The sequence below is a fragment of the Scytonema sp. PRP1 genome, assembly GCF_036697665.2.
GTDB classification, from domain to species: domain Bacteria; phylum Cyanobacteriota; class Cyanobacteriia; order Cyanobacteriales; family Nostocaceae; genus Kalymmatonema; species Kalymmatonema gypsitolerans.
This window is the reverse complement of record NZ_JBAHYJ020000070.1, coordinates 1-22,731: the sequence shown is the minus strand read 5'-3', so window position 1 is coordinate 22,731 and position 22,731 is coordinate 1. Positions and strand designations below refer to the sequence as shown.

General features: G+C 43.7%; 14 protein-coding genes, 1 tRNA gene and 1 pseudogene. 6 read left to right on the top strand and 10 right to left on the bottom strand.

Annotated elements, in window-relative coordinates; all coding sequences use genetic code 11:
* Positions 1–158: 158 nt before the first annotated feature.
* The 3 genes from V5G28_RS15035 (at position 159) to V5G28_RS15025 (ending at position 3,233) form a co-directional block, all read left to right on the top strand.
* Positions 159–1,445 (top strand): glucose-1-phosphate adenylyltransferase, encoded by a 1,287-nt coding sequence (locus V5G28_RS15035; RefSeq protein WP_332992640.1) that lies wholly within the window; start codon positions 159–161, stop codon positions 1,443–1,445.
* A 160-nt stretch (positions 1,446–1,605) separates the two neighbouring features.
* Entirely contained in the window at positions 1,606–2,118 is a 513-nt protein-coding gene (locus V5G28_RS15030) for an AAA family ATPase (protein WP_332992638.1), read from the top strand.
* A gap of 119 nt (positions 2,119–2,237) precedes the next feature.
* Entirely contained in the window at positions 2,238–3,233 is a 996-nt protein-coding gene (locus V5G28_RS15025; RefSeq protein ID WP_332992636.1) for a DnaJ C-terminal domain-containing protein, read from the top strand.
* Between the two features lie 339 nt (positions 3,234–3,572).
* Here the strand turns inward: V5G28_RS15025 and V5G28_RS15020 are convergent, their stop codons facing one another.
* A complete protein-coding gene (locus V5G28_RS15020; protein ID WP_332992634.1) occupies positions 3,573–3,830 on the bottom strand; it encodes a hypothetical protein in 258 nt (85 codons plus the stop codon).
* A gap of 48 nt (positions 3,831–3,878) precedes the next feature.
* On the opposite strand from V5G28_RS15020, the gene V5G28_RS15015 reads away from it, so the two are divergent.
* Complete coding sequence (locus V5G28_RS15015) at positions 3,879–4,700, top strand: hypothetical protein (RefSeq protein ID WP_332992632.1); 822 nt, start codon at positions 3,879–3,881, stop codon at positions 4,698–4,700.
* A gap of 56 nt (positions 4,701–4,756) precedes the next feature.
* On the opposite strand, the gene V5G28_RS15010 is transcribed toward V5G28_RS15015, so the two are convergent.
* Together V5G28_RS15010 and V5G28_RS15005 are read right to left on the bottom strand one after the other, a co-directional pair.
* Positions 4,757–5,293, bottom strand: coding sequence for a peroxiredoxin family protein (locus V5G28_RS15010; RefSeq protein WP_332992630.1), 537 nt, complete (start codon positions 5,291–5,293; stop codon positions 4,757–4,759).
* A 96-nt stretch (positions 5,294–5,389) separates the two neighbouring features.
* Entirely contained in the window at positions 5,390–5,545 is a 156-nt protein-coding gene (locus V5G28_RS15005; RefSeq protein WP_332992628.1) for a hypothetical protein, read from the bottom strand.
* 72 nt (positions 5,546–5,617) lie between these two features.
* On the opposite strand from V5G28_RS15005, the pseudogene V5G28_RS15000 reads away from it, so the two are divergent.
* Positions 5,618–6,799, top strand: a pseudogene (locus V5G28_RS15000) (RNA-guided endonuclease InsQ/TnpB family protein).
* Positions 6,800–7,034: 235 nt separating this feature from the next.
* On the opposite strand, the gene V5G28_RS14995 reads toward V5G28_RS15000, so the two are convergent.
* Positions 7,035–7,646 (bottom strand): peroxiredoxin, encoded by a 612-nt coding sequence (locus V5G28_RS14995; RefSeq protein WP_332992626.1) that lies wholly within the window; start codon positions 7,644–7,646, stop codon positions 7,035–7,037.
* Positions 7,647–7,784: 138 nt separating this feature from the next.
* Between V5G28_RS14995 and V5G28_RS14990 the strand changes: the two genes are divergently transcribed.
* Positions 7,785–9,998 carry an amylo-alpha-1,6-glucosidase gene (locus V5G28_RS14990; protein ID WP_332992624.1) on the top strand — a complete coding sequence of 738 codons (2,214 nt, stop codon included), beginning with the start codon at positions 7,785–7,787 and terminating at the stop codon, positions 9,996–9,998.
* Positions 9,999–10,070: 72 nt separating this feature from the next.
* Here V5G28_RS14990 and V5G28_RS14985 read toward each other — a convergent pair.
* The 6 genes from V5G28_RS14985 to V5G28_RS14960 all read right to left on the bottom strand — a co-directional run bounded on the left by V5G28_RS14985 (position 10,071) and on the right by V5G28_RS14960 (position 22,363).
* Positions 10,071–10,144, bottom strand: a tRNA-Met gene (locus V5G28_RS14985).
* A 583-nt stretch (positions 10,145–10,727) separates the two neighbouring features.
* Positions 10,728–13,049, bottom strand: a complete 2,322-nt coding sequence (locus tag V5G28_RS14980; RefSeq protein WP_332992622.1) for a peptidoglycan DD-metalloendopeptidase family protein — start codon at positions 13,047–13,049, stop codon at positions 10,728–10,730.
* A gap of 932 nt (positions 13,050–13,981) precedes the next feature.
* A complete protein-coding gene (locus tag V5G28_RS14975) occupies positions 13,982–14,437 on the bottom strand; it encodes a tRNA (cytidine(34)-2'-O)-methyltransferase (protein WP_332992620.1) in 456 nt (151 codons plus the stop codon).
* Between the two features lie 266 nt (positions 14,438–14,703).
* Entirely contained in the window at positions 14,704–15,840 is a 1,137-nt protein-coding gene (gene gshA / locus V5G28_RS14970; protein ID WP_332992719.1) for a glutamate--cysteine ligase, read from the bottom strand.
* A gap of 162 nt (positions 15,841–16,002) precedes the next feature.
* Positions 16,003–17,886, bottom strand: coding sequence for a hypothetical protein (locus V5G28_RS14965; RefSeq protein WP_332992618.1), 1,884 nt, complete (start codon positions 17,884–17,886; stop codon positions 16,003–16,005).
* Positions 17,864–22,363: a translation initiation factor IF-2 N-terminal domain-containing protein gene (locus V5G28_RS14960; RefSeq protein WP_332992617.1), complete on the bottom strand. Its 4,500-nt coding sequence runs from the start codon at positions 22,361–22,363 to the stop codon at positions 17,864–17,866. Before V5G28_RS14960 ends, V5G28_RS14965 begins: the two co-directional genes overlap by 23 nt.
* Positions 22,364–22,731 lie beyond the last annotated feature (368 nt).

The window sequence follows — 22,731 nt, the reverse complement described above, 5'->3', positions numbered from 1 at the left end:
ATGCTGGGTTCTAACGACGAGCGGTTCTTATGAAGGAATCGCTTAGTTGAACTCATCCGTCAGAAGCAATACCACAATCTACCCTTCCCCCCTTATCAGCTGTGCCAGGTAGCCCTAAACTGTAGGTGAGAGTTGAAAGGCAGTCGGGAGAAATAAGAGTGAAAAGAGTTTTGGCAATAATCCTTGGAGGGGGTGCAGGTACCCGCCTTTATCCGCTCACCAAACTACGTGCAAAACCAGCTGTACCTGTAGCAGGGAAGTATCGCTTAATCGATATCCCTGTTAGTAACTGTATAAATTCCGAAATATTCAAAATTTACGTTCTGACTCAATTCAACTCGGCTTCCCTAAACCGCCATATTGCCCGTACATACAACTTTTCTGGCTTTACAGAGGGTTTTGTGGAAGTCTTAGCTGCACAGCAAACCCTAGAAAACCTCAACTGGTTTCAAGGTACGGCTGATGCGGTTCGCCAATACCTGTGGCTGATGGAAGAATGGGACGTAGATGAATACCTGATCCTCTCAGGTGATCACCTGTACCGCATGGACTACCGTCAGTTCGTACAGCGTCACAGGGAAACTGGAGCTGATATTACTCTCTCGGTGCTACCCATTGATGAGCGCCGCGCTTCTGACTTTGGCTTGGTGAAAATTGATCAGTCCGGTAGGATCATCAATTTCAGCGAAAAACCCAAAGGTGACGCTTTAACCAAAATGCGCGTCGATACGACTGTGCTGGGATTAACACCAGAACAGGCTCAAGAACAGCCCTATATTGCCTCGATGGGGATTTATATCTTTAAAAAAGATGTTTTGACTAAGCTGTTGAGAGAAGGTTCAGGAACTGATTTTGGCAAAGAAATTATTCCTGATGCTTCAGGAGATCACAACGTTCAAGCCTACTTATATGATGGTTACTGGGAAGACATTGGAACAATCGAAGCATTTTATCATGCAAATTTAGCACTGACTGAGCAACCTCATCCGCCCTTTAGCTTCTACGATGAACAAGCACCAATTTATACCCGTGCTCGTTACTTACCTCCGAGTAAACTCTTAGATTGCCAAATCACAGAATCGATGATTGGTGAGGGTTGCATTCTGAAAAAGTGCCGCATTGAACATTCCGTTTTGGGAGTGCGATCGCGTGTTGAAGCTGGCTGCGTCATCCAAGATTCCCTACTTATGGGAGCAGATTTTTATGAACCATTCGCTGAACGCCAGTCAGACTGCAAAACCAAGGAAGTGACCTTGGGCATTGGTGCTAACACCACAATTCGTCGTGCCATTATCGACAAAAATGCCCACATTGGCTGTGATGTGCAAATTATCAATAAAGACAACGTCCAAGAAGCTGAGCGTGAAAATCAAGGCTTCCACATTAAAAGTGGTATCGTTGTCGTGCTGAAAAATGCCGTCATACCCGATGGAACGATTATTTAGTCATCAGTCATCAGTCATTAGTCATCAGTCATTAGTCTTTAGTTAATGGTTAGTAGGCGCGTAGTTAGTGGTTAGTAGAACAACTATCAACCATCAACTACCAAATGTAGAGACGCGTCATGGCTCGTCTCTACAACTAATGACATAGGACAAGGGACAAATGCCTCACTTAATTTTGTTAATTGGTCTTCCTGGTAGCGGTAAGTCCACTTTGGCAAAGCAATTGCTAGCAGAATGCCCTTGGAGGCAACTCATTTCTACGGATGCCATCCGGGGACAACTGTTTGGCAATGAAGCCCTTCAGGGACCTTGGCTGCTGATTTGGCGGGAAATTCAGCGGCAATTTCAACAAGCCGTAGCCGCAGGTGGTACAACAATTTACGATGCTACCAATGCCCAGCGACGTCATCGCCGCGAAGTCATCGCCATCGCCCGCGAAGTTGGCTTCACTCACATTACCGGAGTGTGGGTAAGAACCCCAGTATGGCTGTGTTTAGCACGCAACAAAAAACGGGAACGTAAAGTGCCAGAAGACGTCATCTTGCGTATGTATCGTCAACTTCGCGATGCCCCTCCAACCTTAGAGGAAGGGTTTGATCATTTCATTTGCTGTACCCCGGAAGTTCAGGAGTACGGGAATTGCGCTCGTGTGGTGAGCAAGAACCGCACTTGAATTTATTTAAGATTTGATAATTTAATATCAGAGTGTATGTACTGGAATTATATCTGATGTACTATCTCGACTTTAATATTAGAAAAAATATAACGGAAATTTTTAGAGGAGGCTGGTAGATGGCTGCAACTGACTTCAAGGATTATTACGCAACTTTGGGCGTTAGTAAAACTGCCAGTCCAGAAGAAGTTAAACAAGCCTTTCGTAAATTAGCCCGAAAATATCACCCTGATGTTAACCCAGGCAACAAACAAGCTGAGGCACGCTTCAAGGAAATTAACGAAGCATACGAAGTTTTGTCAGACGCCGACAAACGCAAAAAGTACGACCAATTTGGTCAATATTGGAAACAAGCGGCTGAAAGTGGCTTCCCATCTGGTGTCGGTGTTGATATGGGCGGTTTTGACTTCAGCCAGTATGGTAGTTTTGACGAATTTATCAACGAGTTATTAGGGCGCTTTGGAGGCGCTAGCGCACGCAGTGGGGGGCAAAGTTATTACCGCACTAGCACTGGTGCACCTGGTGGTTTTAACAACTTTAATGATTTTGGTTTTCAAGATGTAGGTACTGCTGGCGCTACTCAAGATAGCGAAGCTGCGATCGCCCTAACTTTTTCCGAAGCATTTCATGGTGTACAAAAGCACCTAAATCTAGGCAACGAGGTCATTGATGTCCGTATCCCCGCAGGTGCCAAACCTGGCAGTCGTCTGCGCGTAAGAGGCAAAGGACCAGTCAGCCCTTTCAGCCAGCAACGTGGCGATTTATATCTAAAAGTCGAACTTCAACCACACTCTTTCTTCCAGTTTGAGGGCGATAATTTGATATGCGAAATACCAATTACGCCAGACGAAGCAGTTTTAGGAGCCTCAGTTGAAGTACCCACACCCGATGGTGCAGTTACTGTCAAGCTTCCTGTGGGAGTGCGTTCTGGTCAATCCCTGCGCTTACGTGGCAAAGGTTGGCCCCAACCTCGGAGTGGACGTGGTGACTTGTTGGCAAAGGTTGCAATTATACCACCAAAAGACCTGAGTCAACAGGAGCGCGAATACTATGAAAAAATCCGCGCTGTGCGTACCTTCAATCCCCGCAGTCATTTGCAGCAGGTGAAGCTTTAAGGATTTTGCATTGAGATTTGTTAGTTTTAGAGACGTGCCCTAACGCGTCTCTAAATTATTATTTATGAGTTTTTGAACTAGGGATTGGCGATTAGGGATTAGGGTAAGGTGCGAGTATTGTCCAGTCCCGAGTCCCGAGTCCCGAATACCCAGTACCCAGTAAAGAGTCAAGCGAGCAGCGTTCCTCCCCAACCAGTGCATGAATCTGATTGGGGACTCCATCGGGCGAGTGTTAAATTTTTGGCTCCTACCTATGGGGTTTCTCATACTGTGGCTGGACGGGAGAAAATGGCTAAGAATCATATAGAACTTAGAAGGAAGAGATACTTCAAGCTCAGTTCACAAATCGCTCAGTTGGATAATGCACAATTGCATTCTCTGTTTAACAATAGTGAGTCGAATGAGTCGAGCACGGGTTGGGGGATAAATCATGCGATCGTCCTTGGGCAATCCAAGGTCTTTGTGAAACGTGTTCCAGTTACGAACATCGAATATGACAACCTGTTCTCCACCAGAAACCTCTATGACCTGCCGACTTACTGTAATTACGGCTTCGGTTCCACTGGTTTTGGGGTCTTCCGTGAACTCGTGACCCATATCAAGACCACCAACTGGGTATTGGAGGGGGCGATGCAAGAGAGCGCAGTGCCGTTCGCGGAGCGTCTCCGTCAGGAGAAGGCGATCGCCACCTTTCCACTGATGTACCATTATCGGATTATTCCGTTCTCTGGGCGGCGGGCGGCTGTGGATAGGTCGCGTCTAAAAGATTATGTGGAGTACTGGGGTAATAGTGCGAACGCCGGAAATTATGTGGTAGATAGAGCGAACGCCAACTATGAGTTGGTTCTGTTTATAGAGCATATACCGTATGTTCTGGAAACATGGCTGCGGGAAAACCCCAACAAACTTGAGAAACCCCTGGATGACTTACGCACGACGATTGACTTTTTGAGGACGAAGGGAATCATCCACTTCGATGCGCATTTTCAGAACGTCCTTACCGACGGCGAGCAGATATATTTGACCGATTTTGGTTTGGTACTTGACAAGAGTTTTACGTTGACGAAAGATGAAGAGTCTTTCTTTAAGCAGAACACATTTTACGACTACGGAGAAGTCCTGCGGAATCTTGGACATCTTATTCAACCGTCGTATGATTCATGCTCCGAGAACGATAAACGCAGGATAATGGAAAAATATGGCATAAAAGAAGGCTTACAGCCTTATGAAGTGCGATCTATATTACTCGACAACATCGAGCAGATACATGCTGATGGGATCATGAAGTTAGATGAGTTTTATGTTGCCAGCATCGTCAAATACCGCAGCATCATTGCGCTGATGCAAGGCTTCTTTTCTGATATGTGGGGAAATAACAAGAAGGACACGAAACTTCCTCATGCAAAACTACGGCTGCTCCTCAAAGAAACGGGGTTTGTTCCTGATGCTGAATCCCACGCAGAGTAAATATATTCGTGATTATAATCGCTCTGTTGCCAAATTGCTATTGCCTCCTCCAGGTGTCACTTGAATTGCTCTAGTAACTTCTCCACGCCAGCATTATGATTTAAAAAGGAAAATAAATGCTTGTAACTGACTTTGCCCTGTTTATCTAACACAAACTGTGCTGGTAAAGGCGCTCCTAATGCTTGCCCAACTTGATAAGTACGAAACACTTGGCAGGTCGGATCACTCAACAACGGCATTTTTAAGCTCAAATCTTTGACAACGATTTGACTCTGCCGTTCATTGGTACTCGTTATCATCAAAACTTCTATGCCCCGATTTTGAAATTGCTCGTAGTTTTCATTTAAGGATTTGATGTGAGGATAGCAAAAGGGGCAATAATTCTTTTCTGTAAAGATACGAGTAAAGGCAAGTAACACTGGTTTCTTGCCTCTATAATCGGATAATTTTACTACGGTTCCGTTGGTGATATCTGGCAGTTGAAAATCTGGTGTAGCTTGCCCCAATTCTAATGTATTTGATGCTGGGATTGGTAGAACATTGCGGAAGAACCGTTCATTAAATAAGCCGCTAGAAGCGATTGAAGTGACCATCTGTTTATCCCTGTTGTTATTATAATAATATGGTTATAAGGGGTAGGCTGAAAACCCCGTGACTTCAGTCCGGGGATGAAAGCCACAACGCAGGGTTTACCCTGCCGTGATGTTTTCTTTTTGTGGTTCGGGTAAAGTATCAATTAAGTCTTCAATAATTTGAGTAATTGTTTTATCTTTTTCGACTGCTAATAAACGTAGCTTATTGATTCTGCGTTCAGTAATCCGAATATGTAAATCTTTTTTTGCCATTACTTGTACACAGCGCGAACATATTAATATTAACATAGATTCAATTAAACAAAACAAGGAGGTGATAACGCAGTGCTGGTACTAGAATACAAAGTGAAAGGTAAGCAAGAACAATATCGCGCCATTGATGAGGCTATTAGAACTACTCAGTTCATCCGAAACAAGGCGATTAGATATTGGATGGATGCACCAAGAGAACAGAAAGTAGACAAGATTGCTCTAAATAACTATTCAACAGCATTGCGTAAAGAATTTGGATTTGTTAAAGAATTAAATTCAATGGCTTGTCAGGCTGCAACAGAAAGAGCCTGGTTATCTATTGCTAGGTTTTACGACAACTGCAAGACTAAGAAATCTGGAAAGAAGGGTTTTCCTCGTTTCCAGAAAGATAATCGTTCAGTTGAATATAAGACTAGCGGCTGGTCATGACATCCTACGAAGCGACGCATTTTCTTTACCGATAAAAAAGGTATTGGAGAAGTCAGACTACTAGGAAAATGGGAGATTCAGACGTATCCTACTAAGTTAATCAAGCGAGTTAGATTAGTTCGTAAAGGTGACGGTTACTATTGTCAGTTCGCGGTCGATGTTGATATTAAATCAGAACAAAGAACAGGTAATGGCGAGTTAGGGCTTGATGTCGGGCTTGAGTTTTTCTATTCTGATTCCAATGGACATCATGAAGAGAATCCTAGGTTTTTGAGAAAAGCCGAAAAAGTCATCAAACACGCTCAACGTCAGATATACAAGAAGGAAAAAGGCAAAAATCAACGACGAATAGCTCGACAGAGATATGCTCGGAAGCATTTAAAAGTAAGTAGACAACGTAATGAGCATTCCAAGAGACTGGGACGCTGCGTGTGCAAGGTTAACGCCTTAGTCGCCTACGAAGATTTAACTGTGAAGAACATGGTAAGAAATCACTGTTTAGCCAAGTCTATCAATGATGCGGCTTGGAGTCTTTTTCGTCGTTGGTTGGAATATTTCGCTCGTAAGTTCGATACTACAGTTGTAGCTGTTAATCCGAGAATGACATCTCAAAAATGCTCGGATTGTGGCACAGTCGTGAAAAAATCCCTCTCAACTCGTACACATAAATGTGTTTGTGGTTGCGAGTTACAAAGGGATGTGAACGCAGCGATAAATATTCTGAATCTTGCAAAAGGTAGGGATGGGCAATCCCGAACAAACGCTGTAGGAGTTGGAATCAATACGCTACTTGGTGAAAATCTGGTAGGGCAAATTCTGACGTAGAGTACAGAATCCCCTGGCTTTAAGTGGGAATGAGCGAAGCGAAATTCACACAGCCAGGGGAGTGTAAAAAAAAAACACAGAGATACACGGAGAATCAGCAAATAATTAGTAACTTTAACTCGAAATAAATGACGAATTATTAATTACAAATTTGATTCATCTGTGTTTCTCTGTGAAGTTTGAGTCAGCTTGTAATAGCGCTTAAGCGCTACTACAAACCTACTACCTTTCAAACCTAAACAGCAGCGAAGTAAACTTTGGACTTCACGGGGTCGGGAACCATTGTCTGGTCGCCTGGTTGCCAGCCAGCAGGACAAACTTCGTCCGGGTGGGACTGAACGTGTTGGATGGCTTGCAAAGTTCGTAGGGTTTCATCAACGTTGCGACCAAAAGCTAGGTTGTTGATGGTGGCGTGCTGTATGACACCCTCTTTGTCAATAAGGAACAGACCGCGCAAGGCAACGCCAGCTGCTGGATCAAGCACGTTGTAAGCTGCGCTGATCTCTTTCTTGATATCGGAAACTAAGGGGTAATTGAGGTCGCCCACCCCACCAGACTTGCGATCTGATTGAATCCATGCTAAGTGAGAAAACTCACTGTCAACGGAAACACCGAGGATTTCGGTGTTAAGATTTTTAAATTCTTCGTGGCGATCGCTAAAGGCTGTGATTTCAGTGGGACAAACAAAGGTAAAGTCTAGAGGATAGAAAAACAGTACGACATACTTGCCGCGATAGTCGGAAAGTTTAATGGTTTTAAATTCCTGATCTACGACAGCGGTTGCTGTAAAGTCGGGAGCCTGTTGACCTACACGGAGGCATCCTTCTGCTGAGTAAGTGAGAGGCATTAACCTAATTCTCCTTCAACTTATATCTGTCTAGTATTGTTGGAGTTCGGGTTAGGTAAATTTCACCCGTCCTCGTCTTCACAGTTTAATTACGATCTGTTACGACTATATCATACTCATAACGATTTTGAGTAGCAAATGGTGGATTTAGATACAAGAGAATGGTTACTAACCAATGGCTTAGGAAGTTTTGCCAGTGGTACAGTTTCTGATGTCAGGACTCGCACCTACCACGGGTGGTTGTTTGCCGCGACTAGCCCGCCTTCTGGACGTACTCTGCTGCTTTCGCACTTAGAAGCTAGCCTAGAATTAAGCGATCGAGTGATCGCACTAGGAACAAATTTGTGGGGTAGTGGACAGATAGAACCAAAAGGTTACCAACAGCTGCGCTCTTTTGATATTAACCCAGTTCCAAAATGGATTTGGGGTGAGGATGAGTGGCAGTTGACTAGGCTTTTGATCATGCCGTATGGATTGGTGGAGGAAGGACAAGGAGAGGACACTTCCGTGCGGGGGTTCCCGAGGCAGGGCGTTGCGGGGGTTCCCCCCGTTGAAGCAACTGGCGTCCCGTTGTTCGCGCAGCGTCTCCGCAAGGAGAGGAAAGTGTCCGGGGACAAGGGGCTTTCCCCGTTCTGTGCGTCTTCTTTCTGTCATCGGATTTTGGTTAAGTATCGCTATGAAGGTACAGATGCAGCTACCTTGAGGCTGCGATTGCTCATAGGCGATCGCGACTTTCACCATCAACAAAAGGTCATTCCAGAATTACAATTCTCGCAATTGGTGGGACAACAGCAAGTTTGCTTGCAAGCAAGAAGTTCTCACAATTTTGGAACACCTTGGCACTTGCGCTGGACGCAAGGAGAGTATCAACCAGATACGGTTTGGTACTGGAATTACGGATTAAGAGAAGAAAGTTTGCGGGGGTTGGGCGATCGCGAAGACCTGTATAGTCCTGGTTACATAACACTCACCCTCAAGCCAGGAGACGCAGTGACTCTGGAAGCGCGGGTGGGTTTTCCTAGTGAACTGCAAACTCCCCTGACCTCAGAAACGTTTGCAGAAGTTGTAGAAGCAGAGCAAGAGCGTCTGTCTCAAGTTTTTGGATGGGGAGAAGAGGAAGTGCGCACAGGGGAATTAGAGTTTACACTCTCGCCTACTCAAGATCTCCCCTGCTCAAGAGCTCCCCACTCTCCCCTTTGGCGACGACTCCTGCAAGCAGCAGATCAGTTTGTTGTTTATCGTGCTTCTATTGCTGGTCCCACTGTGATTGCTGGATATCACTGGTTTAATGACTGGGGGCGTGATACCTTGATTGCCTTGCCAGGGTTGGCGCTGATCCCGCAGCGCTTTGACTTGGCGAAAGGACTGCTACAAACCTTTGGGCGTTACTGTCGTCATGGTTTAATTCCCAATGCATTTCCTGACATTGGTGGCGAACCGTTTTATAACAGTATTGATGCAGCGCTGTGGTGGTTTGAAACTTTAGGGCTTTACTTGGAAGCCACTCAAGACTGGCAGTTTTTGGCAGAGCAATATCCAGTGGTGCAGCAAATTTATAAAGCTTTTCTTGGAGGCACACGCTATAATATACAGCTTGACGCTACCGATGGACTCATTGGTTGGTATGCTCCTGGTGTAGCTCTTACCTGGATGGATGCGGTAGTAGAAGGACAGCCTGTGACTCCTCGTCGTGGTAAGCCAGTGGAAATTAACGCTTTGTGGTATTCCGCTTTATGTTGGGCAAGTCGATGGGCAGAAATTTTGAGCGAACAGGAAGTGGTTGCTGATCCAGGGCGTTTTGCTAAGCAGGCTCTGCGCTACGCCCAGCTAGCACAACAAGTGAAAGCTTCTATGCAACAGTTCTGGAATCCTCAACTGGGCTACTTGTACGACACGATTGAACCAGATGACCGTCGAAACTCTCAGATTCGTCCAAATGCAGTTTTGGCACTTTCGCTGTCACATTGTGCGTTCTCTCAAAAGCAAGGGCAAAATGTTCTTGACCTAGCTCGTTCTTCCTTGCTCACTCCTTTTGGTCTTCGTAGTCTCGCTCCAACAGATCCAGAATATATTGGCCAATATAACGGCAACTCTGAAAAACGCGATCGCGCTTATCACCAAGGTACAGTTTGGAGTTGGTTGATTGGTCCTTTCATCCGGGCTTGGGAACGTTTTTACCCTGAACAACCATTGCCTTTTGATTGGCAACCCTTACTAGAACACTTTCTATCGGATGCCTGTATTGGCTCTATTTCCGAAATTTTTGATGGTGATCAACCCCATACACCTAGAGGGGCTATAGCTCAAGCTTGGTCTGTTGCCGAGGTTATTCGCCACGTAAAAATAAAATAATCAAAAAAGAAGAACGAAGAAAAAACTATCTCTTCACTCTTCTTTTTTCTTTCTTCATTTTTGATGAGTAAGTGGCTCAGGTCGGATTCGAACCAACGACCCCAGGCTTATGAGTCCCGTGCTCTAACCTACTGAGCTACTGAGCCAAACATTTTTTCGTTTTCCTAATATAGCATACAAAAATTTTGAAGTCAAAGCTCAACTTTTGAGTAAGACTGGGTAATCTCTTAAAACAGTTATCAGTTATCAGTTATCAGTTATCAGTTATCAGTTATCAGTTATCAGTTATCAGTTATCAGTTATCAGTTATCAGTTATCAGTTATCAGTCCTGACGGCGTATGGTGGGGGACGCGTGACCACTCGTATTTAACTGATAACTGTTTACTGTTCAGTGTTCACTGTTAAAGAGTAACTCCGTATCACCGAGTCCGCAACGGGCGCGGGTGTAAGGGTGTAAGGGTATAGGGGAAATCCGTCTGTGAATATTGGTTAGAAGCCTCCCCTTTCAAGGGGAAGAGAAAGAAAGATGTGTTTTGAGACGCACAGCGCGAAAAAATACGGTGTCCTTGTTTAAAACTCCATCCCGTTCTTGGTGGAGTCCCCGAAACCCTTATACCCCTATTCCCCTACACCCCTAGTTATTCTGTGCCTACACCCAAAAAAAGCAAAAGAGGGAGTTGCTCTCCCTCCAAAGAATAAGCAATCATTGAGTGACAGATAGCCACCGACTACAGACGTGCTACTGCTGGCAGAAAGGCTATTGGGTTGACTGCGCCTTTGCCAGATGGATGGATTTCAAAGTGGGTGTGCGGACCAGTGCTAAAGCCAGTGCTACCCATTAAAGCAATTGTTTGACCTTGCTGTACCTGTTGACCAGGCTGCACCAAAAGCTTGCTATTGTGACCATAGCGAGTCATGCTGCCATCAGCATGGCGGATATCCACAAGGTTGCCATAGCCACCACTGTTCCAGCCTGCCTTTTCTACGATACCGTCAGCAGCTGCATAAATCGGCGTACCAGTTGAGTTAGCAACGTCAATTCCTTTATGCATTCTTCCCCAGCGCCAACCATAACCAGAGGTGAGGGTACCCTTTGCAGGCCAAATATAAGCTGTGGATGAGGTAGACGGGGCGGGTGTATTCTCGTCGATGACTCTAGGCAGGTATCTATCCACCGCTGCTAAAGGCGGTAACTGTGGAGAAACAGTTGATCCCTGCAAAGAACCGAGCGAACGCGAGGCATCACCACCCATTGAAGGCGCTGCTACTGTTTGATTAGGTGGTAGCAGTTCTGGATTAATTGGTTCGTTTGCAGGTCTTTTAGCAGGGTATATAGGCTTGCCTGGTTTGGTATTATAGTTGTTGGATCCTATCGGTCTAGGAACGGGTATTTGTATAACAGCATTGTTCGATCCAGTCACTGGCATCTGCACTGCTGTGTCATTTGGTTTTGGCACAGCAATTGGCACGACTGCATCATTTTGATTGGAAACGGGAACCGTCACCGAGGTATTGTTGGTTTGGGAACCCTCTGGAACAACGATGTTACCAGCCTGTTGAGAGCGGTATTTCTCCCGCAATTTCTCAATTTCCGCTTGTAAGCTGCGCAGACGTTGACTATTTTTTACTTGTTTTGTTGTCGTAGCAGGTGGTTTGTTTGCTAATTGAATTTCTGTAAAAACTTTTGGCACTGGAGCATCACCACCAACACCATTAGGAACATAAGATGTGTCAGCACCAGAGGTTGTTTGGGAAGTTGTAATAGTATTTTCTGCTGAGTTACCAGTAGTTGATTCAATGTAGGTTTGAAACTGTTTGTCCGTAAGTACTGGTGTCGGGACAGTCACACTGCTGTTGTTAGCAATGACTGAGTTTGCACTGATTTCGCCAACGTTGGTAGTACCACTAGCTGCAATTGGCTGGGTAGTACTGCGGTTCTCAATCACGGGAACGGACAGTTTTTGGTTGATTTGCAGCTGATAGGGATTGCTGAGATTATTCGCCTTGAGTAGTTGTGAGACAGAAATTCCGTAATGGTTGGCGATCGCCGCTAGTGTTTCTCCAGGCTTAACTTCGTGTGTTATCGCAGCTGCCGTTTGTGTGGTTGGCGCTACAACTGCGGCTGTTGCTGGTGCGGCTGTTGGCATTGGTGCTGGTGACACCTGCGCCTCTAACCTTTGCTTTAACTTCGACACAAGCTTTGTTCTGCTGATATCGCTGTTTGTTTCCAACTGTTGACTAGCAGTGATACTTGTGCTTGTCTTTTGCATTTGTTCAGCCACTGTCATTGGCTGTGCGAACCGAGTCACTGCTTGTTGTGATAAATCTTTGGTTTCCTTAGATTGCCAATCAGCCAGACTTTTTCTTAAACTGTTCGATTTTTCTTGTAATCTGTTGAGCGCATATTCTTGCTGCGCTTTCAATTGAGCATTGACTTCCGCATCCAGTGTGTTGTTTGCTTCTGCTGTTTTTGGTTGAGCAGACACCGAGGACACCTTTTGCACACCAGCCACACCATCAGCATGAGAGAGTGTTTGTACTCCTAGCTTTTTGGACTGCTGCACGTTGGTTTTTTCCCAAGCAATGCTTTGTTCCTCTGGTTTTTTGGGTGAATTTGGAACTACCACTGGTGCAGAGGCTGGGACAGACATCCTGCTTGCCGCGACTTGCCATTTAGCTCTCAGATCGGGTAGCTGTGAAATTGCTGTTGGTTCAACTACAGCAGGACTTTCAGGCACACTTACTGATGAAACAGCTGGCAACTTTAGTTTTTTTGTGGAAGTATATTTTACTTCGGCATCAGAAGCAGGAACCGTTGAAGCTGTATTTTGGTTACCCAACGCTTCTGCTGCGGTGGCTTGGTCGCTTTGTCGAGTCACCAAAACGCTGGTTGCTCCCATTGATATTGCCAAGCCAATCATTGCGGCTGTTGTTGGCACCCGGCAAGAGTTAACCCTTGGATTAACGATGTCTATGTGTTCCACCGGGGCATCATCGCCTAGGGCTTTGTCCAACTCAGCTTTCACTTTCTTCTTCAATGCTCGTTTCAAAGACGACCTCCTATGATCACTAGCGCTTAACTGAGCTCAATTTTTCAGTCTGATACTAGTCAATGATTTAGATCACTACCAAGAATAGATCAAGATCACACCTATCAGAGATACTTAGGCAAGATTAACCTGGTTCTCTGATTTAGACAAGTTCACAGCATTCAATTCTTAAAAATTAAATTTACGCGTTGACTTGTCCTGTTCACACTTCACACCTTAAGGCACTTACATCAAATAAGTTTTCTTCTTTACAGTTTGCGCCTTGGTCGCTTTAGCAGCCCGACTGACAATCACACTTTTGCCAAGTCTTGTCTTGCTTTCAGCAATCAGATGCTACGACTAAGAGCGAATAGCACTACACCCTGCTGTAGATCTCTTCAAACTTTTTCTACCCCATCCGTCTTACCCACACGAGACTTTACGTTGATTATTCCCCAAAATACAACCGTGTTAACTCGCAGTTTCTTCTAGCCAAGATTAAAATGACACCTGGGTTGCAAATAGCTTAAACTCCTGATTTGACTGACTCAGAACGTTTTTGTTCCCCAGCGAGAGAAAATTCAAGTTCACAAAAATCTATCATTCAATATTGGTTGTTTCTCAGATTATCTATATAAATTTCTTATATAAACATATCTTTAGTCTTCAGTAATTCTCCTTACATTTTGCCATGTCTATCATAAACAGTGTATAAGATAAATCAGTAATCCTGAGAGAACCAAAGAAAATTTTTCCGATGGGACGGCAATTATAAGTCAGGATTTTTATTTCTCATCTCAGTAGATGTACAAAAAAGGCTATGACGTATAAGGAGGAAGAAGGTCTTCTTCCTTCTGCACAACGGGGAAACACCACAGGCAAGATTGAAAATTGGTGGTCTACAATTGTGTCTGTGCTTACAATCCCCCACTCCAAACCTTCTTCCTTCGCGTTTAATACCCTAATTGACGGCGAGCTTCAAACAGACCTACTGCCACACTCACAGAAAGATTTAAGCTACGAACATTCGGTTCGCTCATGGCAATGTAAAGTGTAGCATCACAAGCTGATATAACCTCAGGTGGCAAGCCAGTCGTTTCACTACCAAATAGTAACCAGTCATCAGGTTGAAATTGAAAATCTACGTGCTTGCAAGTGCCTTTCACACTAAAACCTAGCCATCTTCCGCCACGCGCCTGATGTATCAACTTAAAAGCTTCCAAAGATTCGTGATAGTGCAGCTTCACATACGGCCAGTAATCTAAGCCGGCTCTTTTGAGGTAGCGATCGCTTATTTCAAACCCCAAAGGTCCTACTAAATGTAATTCCGTGCTTGTGGCAGCACAAGTGCGAGCGATATTACCTGTATTTGGGGGAATCAGGGGGTTAACTAAAACGACCTGCGGCATTTGCTCTGGAATAAATATGTTTAAATAAGCAATTTATGGATTTTTTCAAATCTATCTTAAGGCAGAGGTCATTTATAGTTTTTATTAATATGGTTTTCCTCAACCCATTGATTAGAAATTTAAAATAGACATGAAATATATCTCAGAATATCTGAGAGATGCTCTGAGATATATGACGATTTTTTAAATGCTGTATACTTGCATCACACAACACTTGCGCTTTGCAGAATATGTGTTGTTGCTAAATGGCAAGAAGTGACTTGAGATTAACCAACGAGCGAACACAATTTATCTTCGAGTTCCATTTCGCGTTCTCGTGTTGTACTAATCGCTTGAGTGAGAACGTGTCTTGCACTCAAACCGAGTGCGTGCAGTTGCAGCCACCCTTGAGCTTCATTACCTTCGCGGAGGATTTTTTGCAGTGGTGAAAGGAAACAGGCGAAGCCGTGCTGCTTGGCGATCGCCCAAACTTCTTGATACATTTGGGCAATCCAATCTCTCGCTAAAATACTTCTGCCATCTTGCCAATGCCTGAGTTGAGCATCGAGACTCGAAGTCGCTGCTGCAGCTTCGTTGGCATAGGTGAGGGAGACGAGTTCGTCTGGAGAGAAGGTGCTTTGGGTTAACGGATCGAGATCAGGATTATCGATAAGTTGCTGAATACGTGCCTCTAACAGGGCTGTTATTGCCAGTAAAGCAATTGGATCTATGACTAAATCGCAAATTCGCAGTTCTAGGCGATTTAAGTCATAGGGACGGCGATCGCCATTTGGGCGCACTGATACCCAAAGATGACGAACATTTTGCATCGTTCCAGCTGCCAGCTGGTTTTGCACCCAATCAATGTGGTGGGCGTGGCTTTCAAATAACGGGACTTGAGAAGGCGTTTGCGGAAAAACACTCCAGCGTGTGGAATGATGCCCAGTCGCTTTGCCATTGAGGAAGGGAGACGAAGCACTCAAGGCAAGGAACAAAGGTGCTTCTACCCTGATCAGCCGACACGCCCGCATTAATAACTCTGGATCGCTGATACCGACGTTGATATGAACGCTGGCTGTCACGACTTTTGTGCCGTATGTTTGCTCAATATAGGCATGATAAGGGTTTGTTGGATCTGAGCGAAAAAAGCGATCGCTCCCACCTAACGACAGAGTGCTTCCTGGAATCAGCGTGTAATCGCCCAATTGCTGAATGAAGTTTCGCAATTTCAGCCGAGGACGCAACAAGGCACATAAAAGCTGGTCGTAATTTCGCTCTGGTGCAGTTGTGTATTCTACGTTTCGATTATCTGGCTCCCAGACAAATCCATCCAAAGACGTAACAATCTTGTCGGAGAGTCCGACGATATCACCACTAGGGGTGCCAGTATACATCTCAATTTCAAAGCCTTTCAATAGCACCAGTCTGTTCTCCTCGGCTCTCCTTACTTCATAGATTGTATCGAAGGCGACGAAATTCTGCTTGTGACGTTAGAGTTAATTAACAGTTGACAAAGGGAGTAGGGGAATGGGGAGATGGAAACAATAATTTTTAACTTCTGAGTCTTGACTTTTGACTACAATTTATTATTTAATGGTTTTGCGCTTTTGAGATTGCTTGGGCATATTTTGAGATGGAGTATGTGCCGCTATAAATTGCTCAGGAGTCTTGACAGGCGGTTGGGTAATGGCGAGACGCACAAACTCGTGCCAGACTTCATCGCCGAGTAAGTTTAAAGCCTGCTGAGGATTGTTAGTAGCGATCGCGCCGATAACTTTACGCCATCCTTGCCGTAATGATTCAATAAAAGCCGCTTCTGTAGGAAGCTGATCCAGCAAAGAAAGTGCAGTTCTAAAACTTCCTGAATCACCGGATACCTTTTTCGACTTTAGCCCGTGACATACGACATTCAGCCACACCGGAAGAAGTTCTAGCCAGTTATTTTGCTGTATCGCTGTGAGTGCCATTCCTTCCATACCTATAGCACCCCACATGCACAGAGTATCGGTAGCTAGTTGAGTAACGCGGTTTTGTACAGCATTTTCCCATAATTTCTGGGCATGGTTTTTGAAACGATTGGCGAGAAATTCATAGGCTTCTTGAACTTCATGCAAAATTGTGACTTTATAAACTGATTCGCCTCGTGGTAGATCATCGCCGCGATAAGACAGCCAATTATGAGATCCACAAAGATAGATTTTCCCATCAACTATGACTTCTTTGACATGGGAATTTCCTAACCAAAAAACCTGTATTGCTGGTAAGCCATCAGGCGTTTTGACTCCTCGAAGTTTTTCCTCCACTTCTGCTGGTATTGGTTTTTCTTCATCTTGTTGTCGCTGGGCAATTCCATGTCCAATGAGAATCCAAACCCCACGATTAGCCAATGTTTGCAGCAGGAGAAGAAATTGTTCGTCTACAACTTTCTGACTTACCCAAGGAGAATAGATAAGAATCTGATGCTGTGCCGAATTTAAAACTTCTGAGAAAGCTTGAGGAATTTGTCCATCGCGTAACTGTACAACTGTACGTGACAAGTTGATTTTTTTCTGTTCTGCACTAGCAAGTCTTGCAGTTTCCAGCGCCTTTTGCTGAATCTTTTCCAGTCTAGCCTCAATTTCTGCGTTTTTCTGATTGAGAGTTGCTTTGCGCTCAAAAGAGATGGTTTCGTCTGACAATTTGTATAATGCTTGCAAGGACATTTTACCTTCAGCTTCTAGTGCTTCCAGCCAGTTTGATTCCGACTTTAGAATTTGCTTTCCCTTTCTGAGTTGGATGTTCAACTTATTTTCAAGTGCATCAAACAGAACGAAAAGCGATATAGTTTTCCATATCTTTTTAGTCGGAGCTATTACCTTACAGGAAATGACGATTTTTCCCTCTTCTGGAACATGAAGTGCTAAACCTGAACCCTGAATACTTTGTTGTAATTCTTCAAGGGAGAAGGAAGAAATATCAGTAATTGTATTATCAATAGTTACAATTTCTGCCAAATCAGGTAGGTTTACCAATGTATCGTTTAAAGGTTCAGACTCAAAAGTAAGCTTTCCACCCAAGGGATCTACAACAGCATAAATTTTTTCAGAGTATGGGGGCTGTGGTACAGTTCCTTTCTCATAAAATAAACGCCCTTCAGGAGTGACTGTAATTGCTGATGTCATTTCGAGAGTTTGTAACTTCTGAAGAGTAGCAATAGTACTTCGCACGAATACAGGATCAAGCCCAAGTATAGATGCTAATTCATCTGCTGTTAGAGGAGAGTCTAATTCAATCCCAGCGCGGATTATAAACTCTTCGAGTACATTGAACTGGCGGGGTTCCTTGATAGTGACTTCTACATGAGTTTGACGTAAAGTATAGCGGAATTGACGCGCTGCTAAAACCGATAAACCAGGGCTTTGTGCTTCAATTTCATTTACTAAATCTCTGAGATTATTATCAATAGGTTTAGCAGAAGACGTGAGAAACATCAACTAAACCTCCATGACGATGTACAATGTTGGAAACCTCTGAGTACATACTTCCGACTTTGCCTGTTTGACAGGTAAATAAATCGTGACAACCCACAATTATTAGTAGTTCTTGCGCACGGGAAAAAGCAACGTTCACCCTTTCTGACTTCTTAGCAAAACCCACATCTCTATTGCTATTGTTGCGAACCATACTAACAATTACAACAGGTCTTTCCATCCCTTGAAATCGATCAACCGTTCCAGTACGAATTTGCAAAGAAGGGAAAAGTTCAGATTGCAGGCGCTCATCAATTTTTCTGAGTTGAGCGCCATAAAATGTAATTACGGCGATTTCTTTTTTGGGTTCACCATTAGCAACTCTAGCAGCCCAAGCATTCTCCATCTGCTGACACAGACGTTCGATAGCATCAATTTCCTGAATATTAAAGAACGAAGTTCCTTCACGTTGCTCTTGGAATTCATTTTCTGCTGGCATTTTTACCCAGAGAATATGGTGGTGTTTTTGAATGATTTTACCTGCCAAATTATGTGCGCGTTTAGTGTCAGGTTGTAAAATTCCACATTCTAGTTTACCGTCATAAAACTGATTGATCGCCCCCATGATAAAGGGGTGCATTCGATACTGTGTAGTCAGCATCTGTTTGATGCTTTCATCAGCAGCTTCAAACTGGCTTTTGAAAAGTGATTCTTCTAAGAATTGCAGTTCTTCTCGTGTACTACTAATTTCTTGAGCAACTTCTTCTAAAGTGCTAGTATCAAGCATGGGTGGTAATTGTCGATGATCACCTACCAGGACTAACTTTTTGCCTTTCAAAGCTGGGATGAGTAATTCTGGTGGAGTACACTTACTCACCTCATCAATGATAACGACATCAAAGTTTTTGAATTCTTCAGAAAATTCTCGATTTGCTGCTTGAACACACGTGATACCGACGACGTTAGCATTATCTAGGTAAATTCGCCTCAAATCGTTGCGATCGCCCTCTGAGGGGTTGCGTAGTTTTTCAATCCAATCTTGGACAAAGTTCTGATATCTATTGAGATAAGTTTCTTCATTTTGGAGTTGCTGTTGCCAAGATTCAAACTGAGTTTTGATGATGCGTAAAACGTCTATATTAAACATGTTTGTAGCAGGATTTTCCGGCTTAAATTTATCAGGTATTGCTTGCCATATCATCTGCCACCAGTTTCGCTCCGATATTAAATTATCTGATAGCTGTGGTTGTAATTGTTGCTCTAATTCACGTAGCTTTATTTGTGATTCTTCAAGTTGGTGTAGAGAAATTGTGTTTTCTTCTTTTAGCCTTGAGAGATGCTCATGCAGAGAGTTTTTGATAATTTCCAGTACAGCAAAAGGTTCTAAGGATAAAATTAAGGTTTCAAGCTGACTTATGCAATTTGCCCAAGAATTGACTTGCTGTGATAATTCTTGGGGCTGTTCCCAAATATTTGATTGCTTGGCGAGATATTGTTCAGCTAGAATGCGTAATTGAGGAGGTAAGTTTTGCTGCCGGGTAAGTTCTTGCAGAATAGTGATAACTCGTCCAATTTTCAAATTACCATCTTGTCTTACTCTTTCTACCTGATGTTGATGGGCAGATATCTGCTCTTGAGTAATTGAATTTTTTTCAAGTTCATTGAGTTGTATTTGTAAATTTTGAAGCTGTTGTTCAGTCTCAGTTTTCACTTGTAAAACGCATTGACGTGCATTTTTCAGGATACTATCCAGTAATTCTTGTGTAATACGGGTGAAAGTAGACTCAATGTTATTCAATTCCCATGAACCACCATACTTTTGCTGCATTCTAATCAGAAAAAACTGTGTATTCTCAACCAGCAATTTTCGCTGACTAGGTTTGAGTAGTTGATAGTTATTAAACTGTTGGTAAAGTTCTTGCCATTGGGTGCTATCGCTTGTTGACAACACCATCGGAATTTGACTGAAGCTTTGCTGTAAAAAATAACTAAAACTATACTGCTTACCTCGTCGGTCAATAAAACCGCCCTCTATTTCATAAGCGATCGCCTTTGCCAATAACTCCCACTCTGGCAAGTTAACTGTGTAACCTTTTGGCACAATTTCTAATTTTAATGTCTTAGCAAACATCAACAACCCTAGTGGTAAGTCCGCTAAATTTTCTGTTAATGGTTGACCGGATTTATGACAATCGTTTAATACATGATATAGAAGAGAATATGCTGTAGATTTCCATTCCTTAACTGCTGTGATAATATAATCTATTTCCCGTTTGCGGTTTTCCCAACTCCGAATTGTTTGTTGTAAGTTTTGCTGCTTGGTAATAAATTGCTGATAATCTGTTTGTAGCTGATTTAAATAAGTAGAATTCTGTCTAAATACCTGAACCGACGCCGCAACCTCTGACATGGCTACAGTTGCCTCTTGCGCAGAACTTAATGCTGTTTTAAATTCAGATACATCTGCTACAGTTTCACGCAACCAAACCGCCAAGCCAAATGCGCCACGTTGAGGGCGAACAAAACCAAGTTCATCACTATATTTGATGGCTATACGAACATCTGCCAAAAACTTTTCTACTGTACTGTTGCCTTCTGTGTAGGGTTTAAGAAGTGGCAAAAAATTTGTCACTTCTGGATCTTCCCAGTTTACGTTAGGTGCAGCATTTAGCAGTTCCTCCAACCTTGCAATGAGGGATTCGACCTCATTTTTCTGTGCTTCGGTTTTCTTGTAGGCTATTTCTTGATTTTTACAGTTTGCCTCTAGGCTTGCCTTGCTCTTGTTGAATTCATTTTGTGTTTCATAAAATTCTTCTTCTGCTTTTAGGTAGGCTGTAAATCGTTGTGGTGATGTCAACAATTGACGCAAAACTTTTACATCATCAAGACGTTGGGCGAGATTACTTTCGCAATCAGTAGCGGTATTTTGTAGCCATGTGCCAATCACTTGGTCTTCTAAAAATGGCTGTCCTTCTTCCCCAACTTTCTCGGCTCGTCCCTTTCGTACAGCCCGAATCACTGGGTTGTGAACTAATCGACTCAGGGCGTTATCTACTGCTAAATTTGCTTGAGAGGCAATGAGGGTGCGTCCACCCCGAAGGGCAACTTGATAGCAAATTTCGGCAATCACAGTAGTTTTGCCTGTACCTGGCGGACCTTGAATCAGGACAAGATCCTTCGCTGCAAGCACTGTCTCCACTGCTGCTTTTTGACCAGGATTAGCGGAAGATAATAACAAATCTTCTGGTCGAAGTTCGACAGTTTTTTGAATCGGTCTTGCCTGGGAAGCGTCGAATAAGAAGTTACCCAAGTAAGGATTTTGGGTGTAACCATTATTCAAGTCGTCTAAAGCTTTTTTCTTGCGCTGAATTTGTTTGATGTCACCAACTGCCTCGAAACACAAAAATCCGGTGGCTGGTAGCTGATAACGCCCTGCGGCAATGTATTCAGCTAAGTCGCGTTCTAGCCTTATATGGATGATGCAACGGTTGGAGTCAACTTCTTCAACAGACCCGAGTTGGCGGCTGTTCTGCCAGTTTTTTCCTGTGGGTGCAGTCTCGAAAAGTTTCAGTTCTTCGTTTCTTGCCCGTTTTGCCCGTTCCCAAAAGTTTTTCACACCCAAAGAATTTTCAGGAGAACCGTCAAGCGTGGCTGAGGCGACATCAATTTCAAAACTGATCCGTCTTCTGGAGCTATAATTATGAGCCAAGTAACGCACACAAAACTGACGTGCCTTAGCAATGTTTTCCTCAATCTGCAAAAACGCTTTCCAAGCTTTGAGCTGCTCTTCTGTGGGCACATGATCACCGCAGGTTGGCGTGGCTGCTATGCGTGCCAATGCCGCTGACGGAATGCCCAGATGATGTTCGTGGTCGGGTAGCAGACACAAGCGACAAGGGACAGCATAGCCATCGGCGTGTCCCCATGAGAGTTGTAGTAACTGAACGGACAGTATCTTTAAACCGCCGTATCCATTTTGTTGTACAGCTGCTCTGAATCCTAATGTTTTTCCTAGCTTTTTAAGTCTTATGGGTAATTGAACATCCGAGTCTGTTGCGATTGTCAAGTCCCAAATTTCTTGTTTTGGCTCTTTCCCAGCGCCCTTGCGACGAACATAAAACAGGCAAGGCTTTCGACCGACACATTCAAACATTAACTCGTTGGCACGCTCGCGCCGCTCCCGAAATTCGGGATATGATTCAAGGGCAGCATCACCTTCAAGATTGCGGATCAACCTATCAATTGTCGAACCTACTAACACATAGCCCCAGTTTTCGGAGTCTGTTTTAATATTTAAGGAATTTTTTTGCAAAGAGGTCGCAACGTTAGCAACTGGTTTCTTTGTCGCTTTACGAATACGTTCTGCCTCGAATTCAGAGATTGTGCTGCTCTGACTTTTGGCTGCAATGTTGAGTTGGTCGCAAATTGCTAATAGCTTTTTGTTATCCAACTTCAATTCTTTTGATAGTTCGTAAATTCTAACTTTGCCGTTGTTCATCCACTCTTGCCCTTGCCCACATTTTCCAAGTTTAGTTTTACTTATACCAATTCTCTGTAAACTTGCACTTAATACTTACTCTTTCACTCTTGGCGTGCTTGGCGTCTTGGCGGTTCGTTTAATAAATATTAAGTACATTTTCATGGAGAATTGGTATTAATAGACTTCTTACAAAAATAGGATTTATGAATTTTTGAACCACAGATGGACACAGATGGACACAGATATTTATCGGTGTTATCAATGTTTATTTGTGGTTTCATTTCAAAAACATTGACTGTATGCAAGAGTTATACTATATCAAAGTCCGTATTGCTGATAAACTTGACTGGCAGCGCGATGCACTAGGGAGTGACGATAAACAAGGG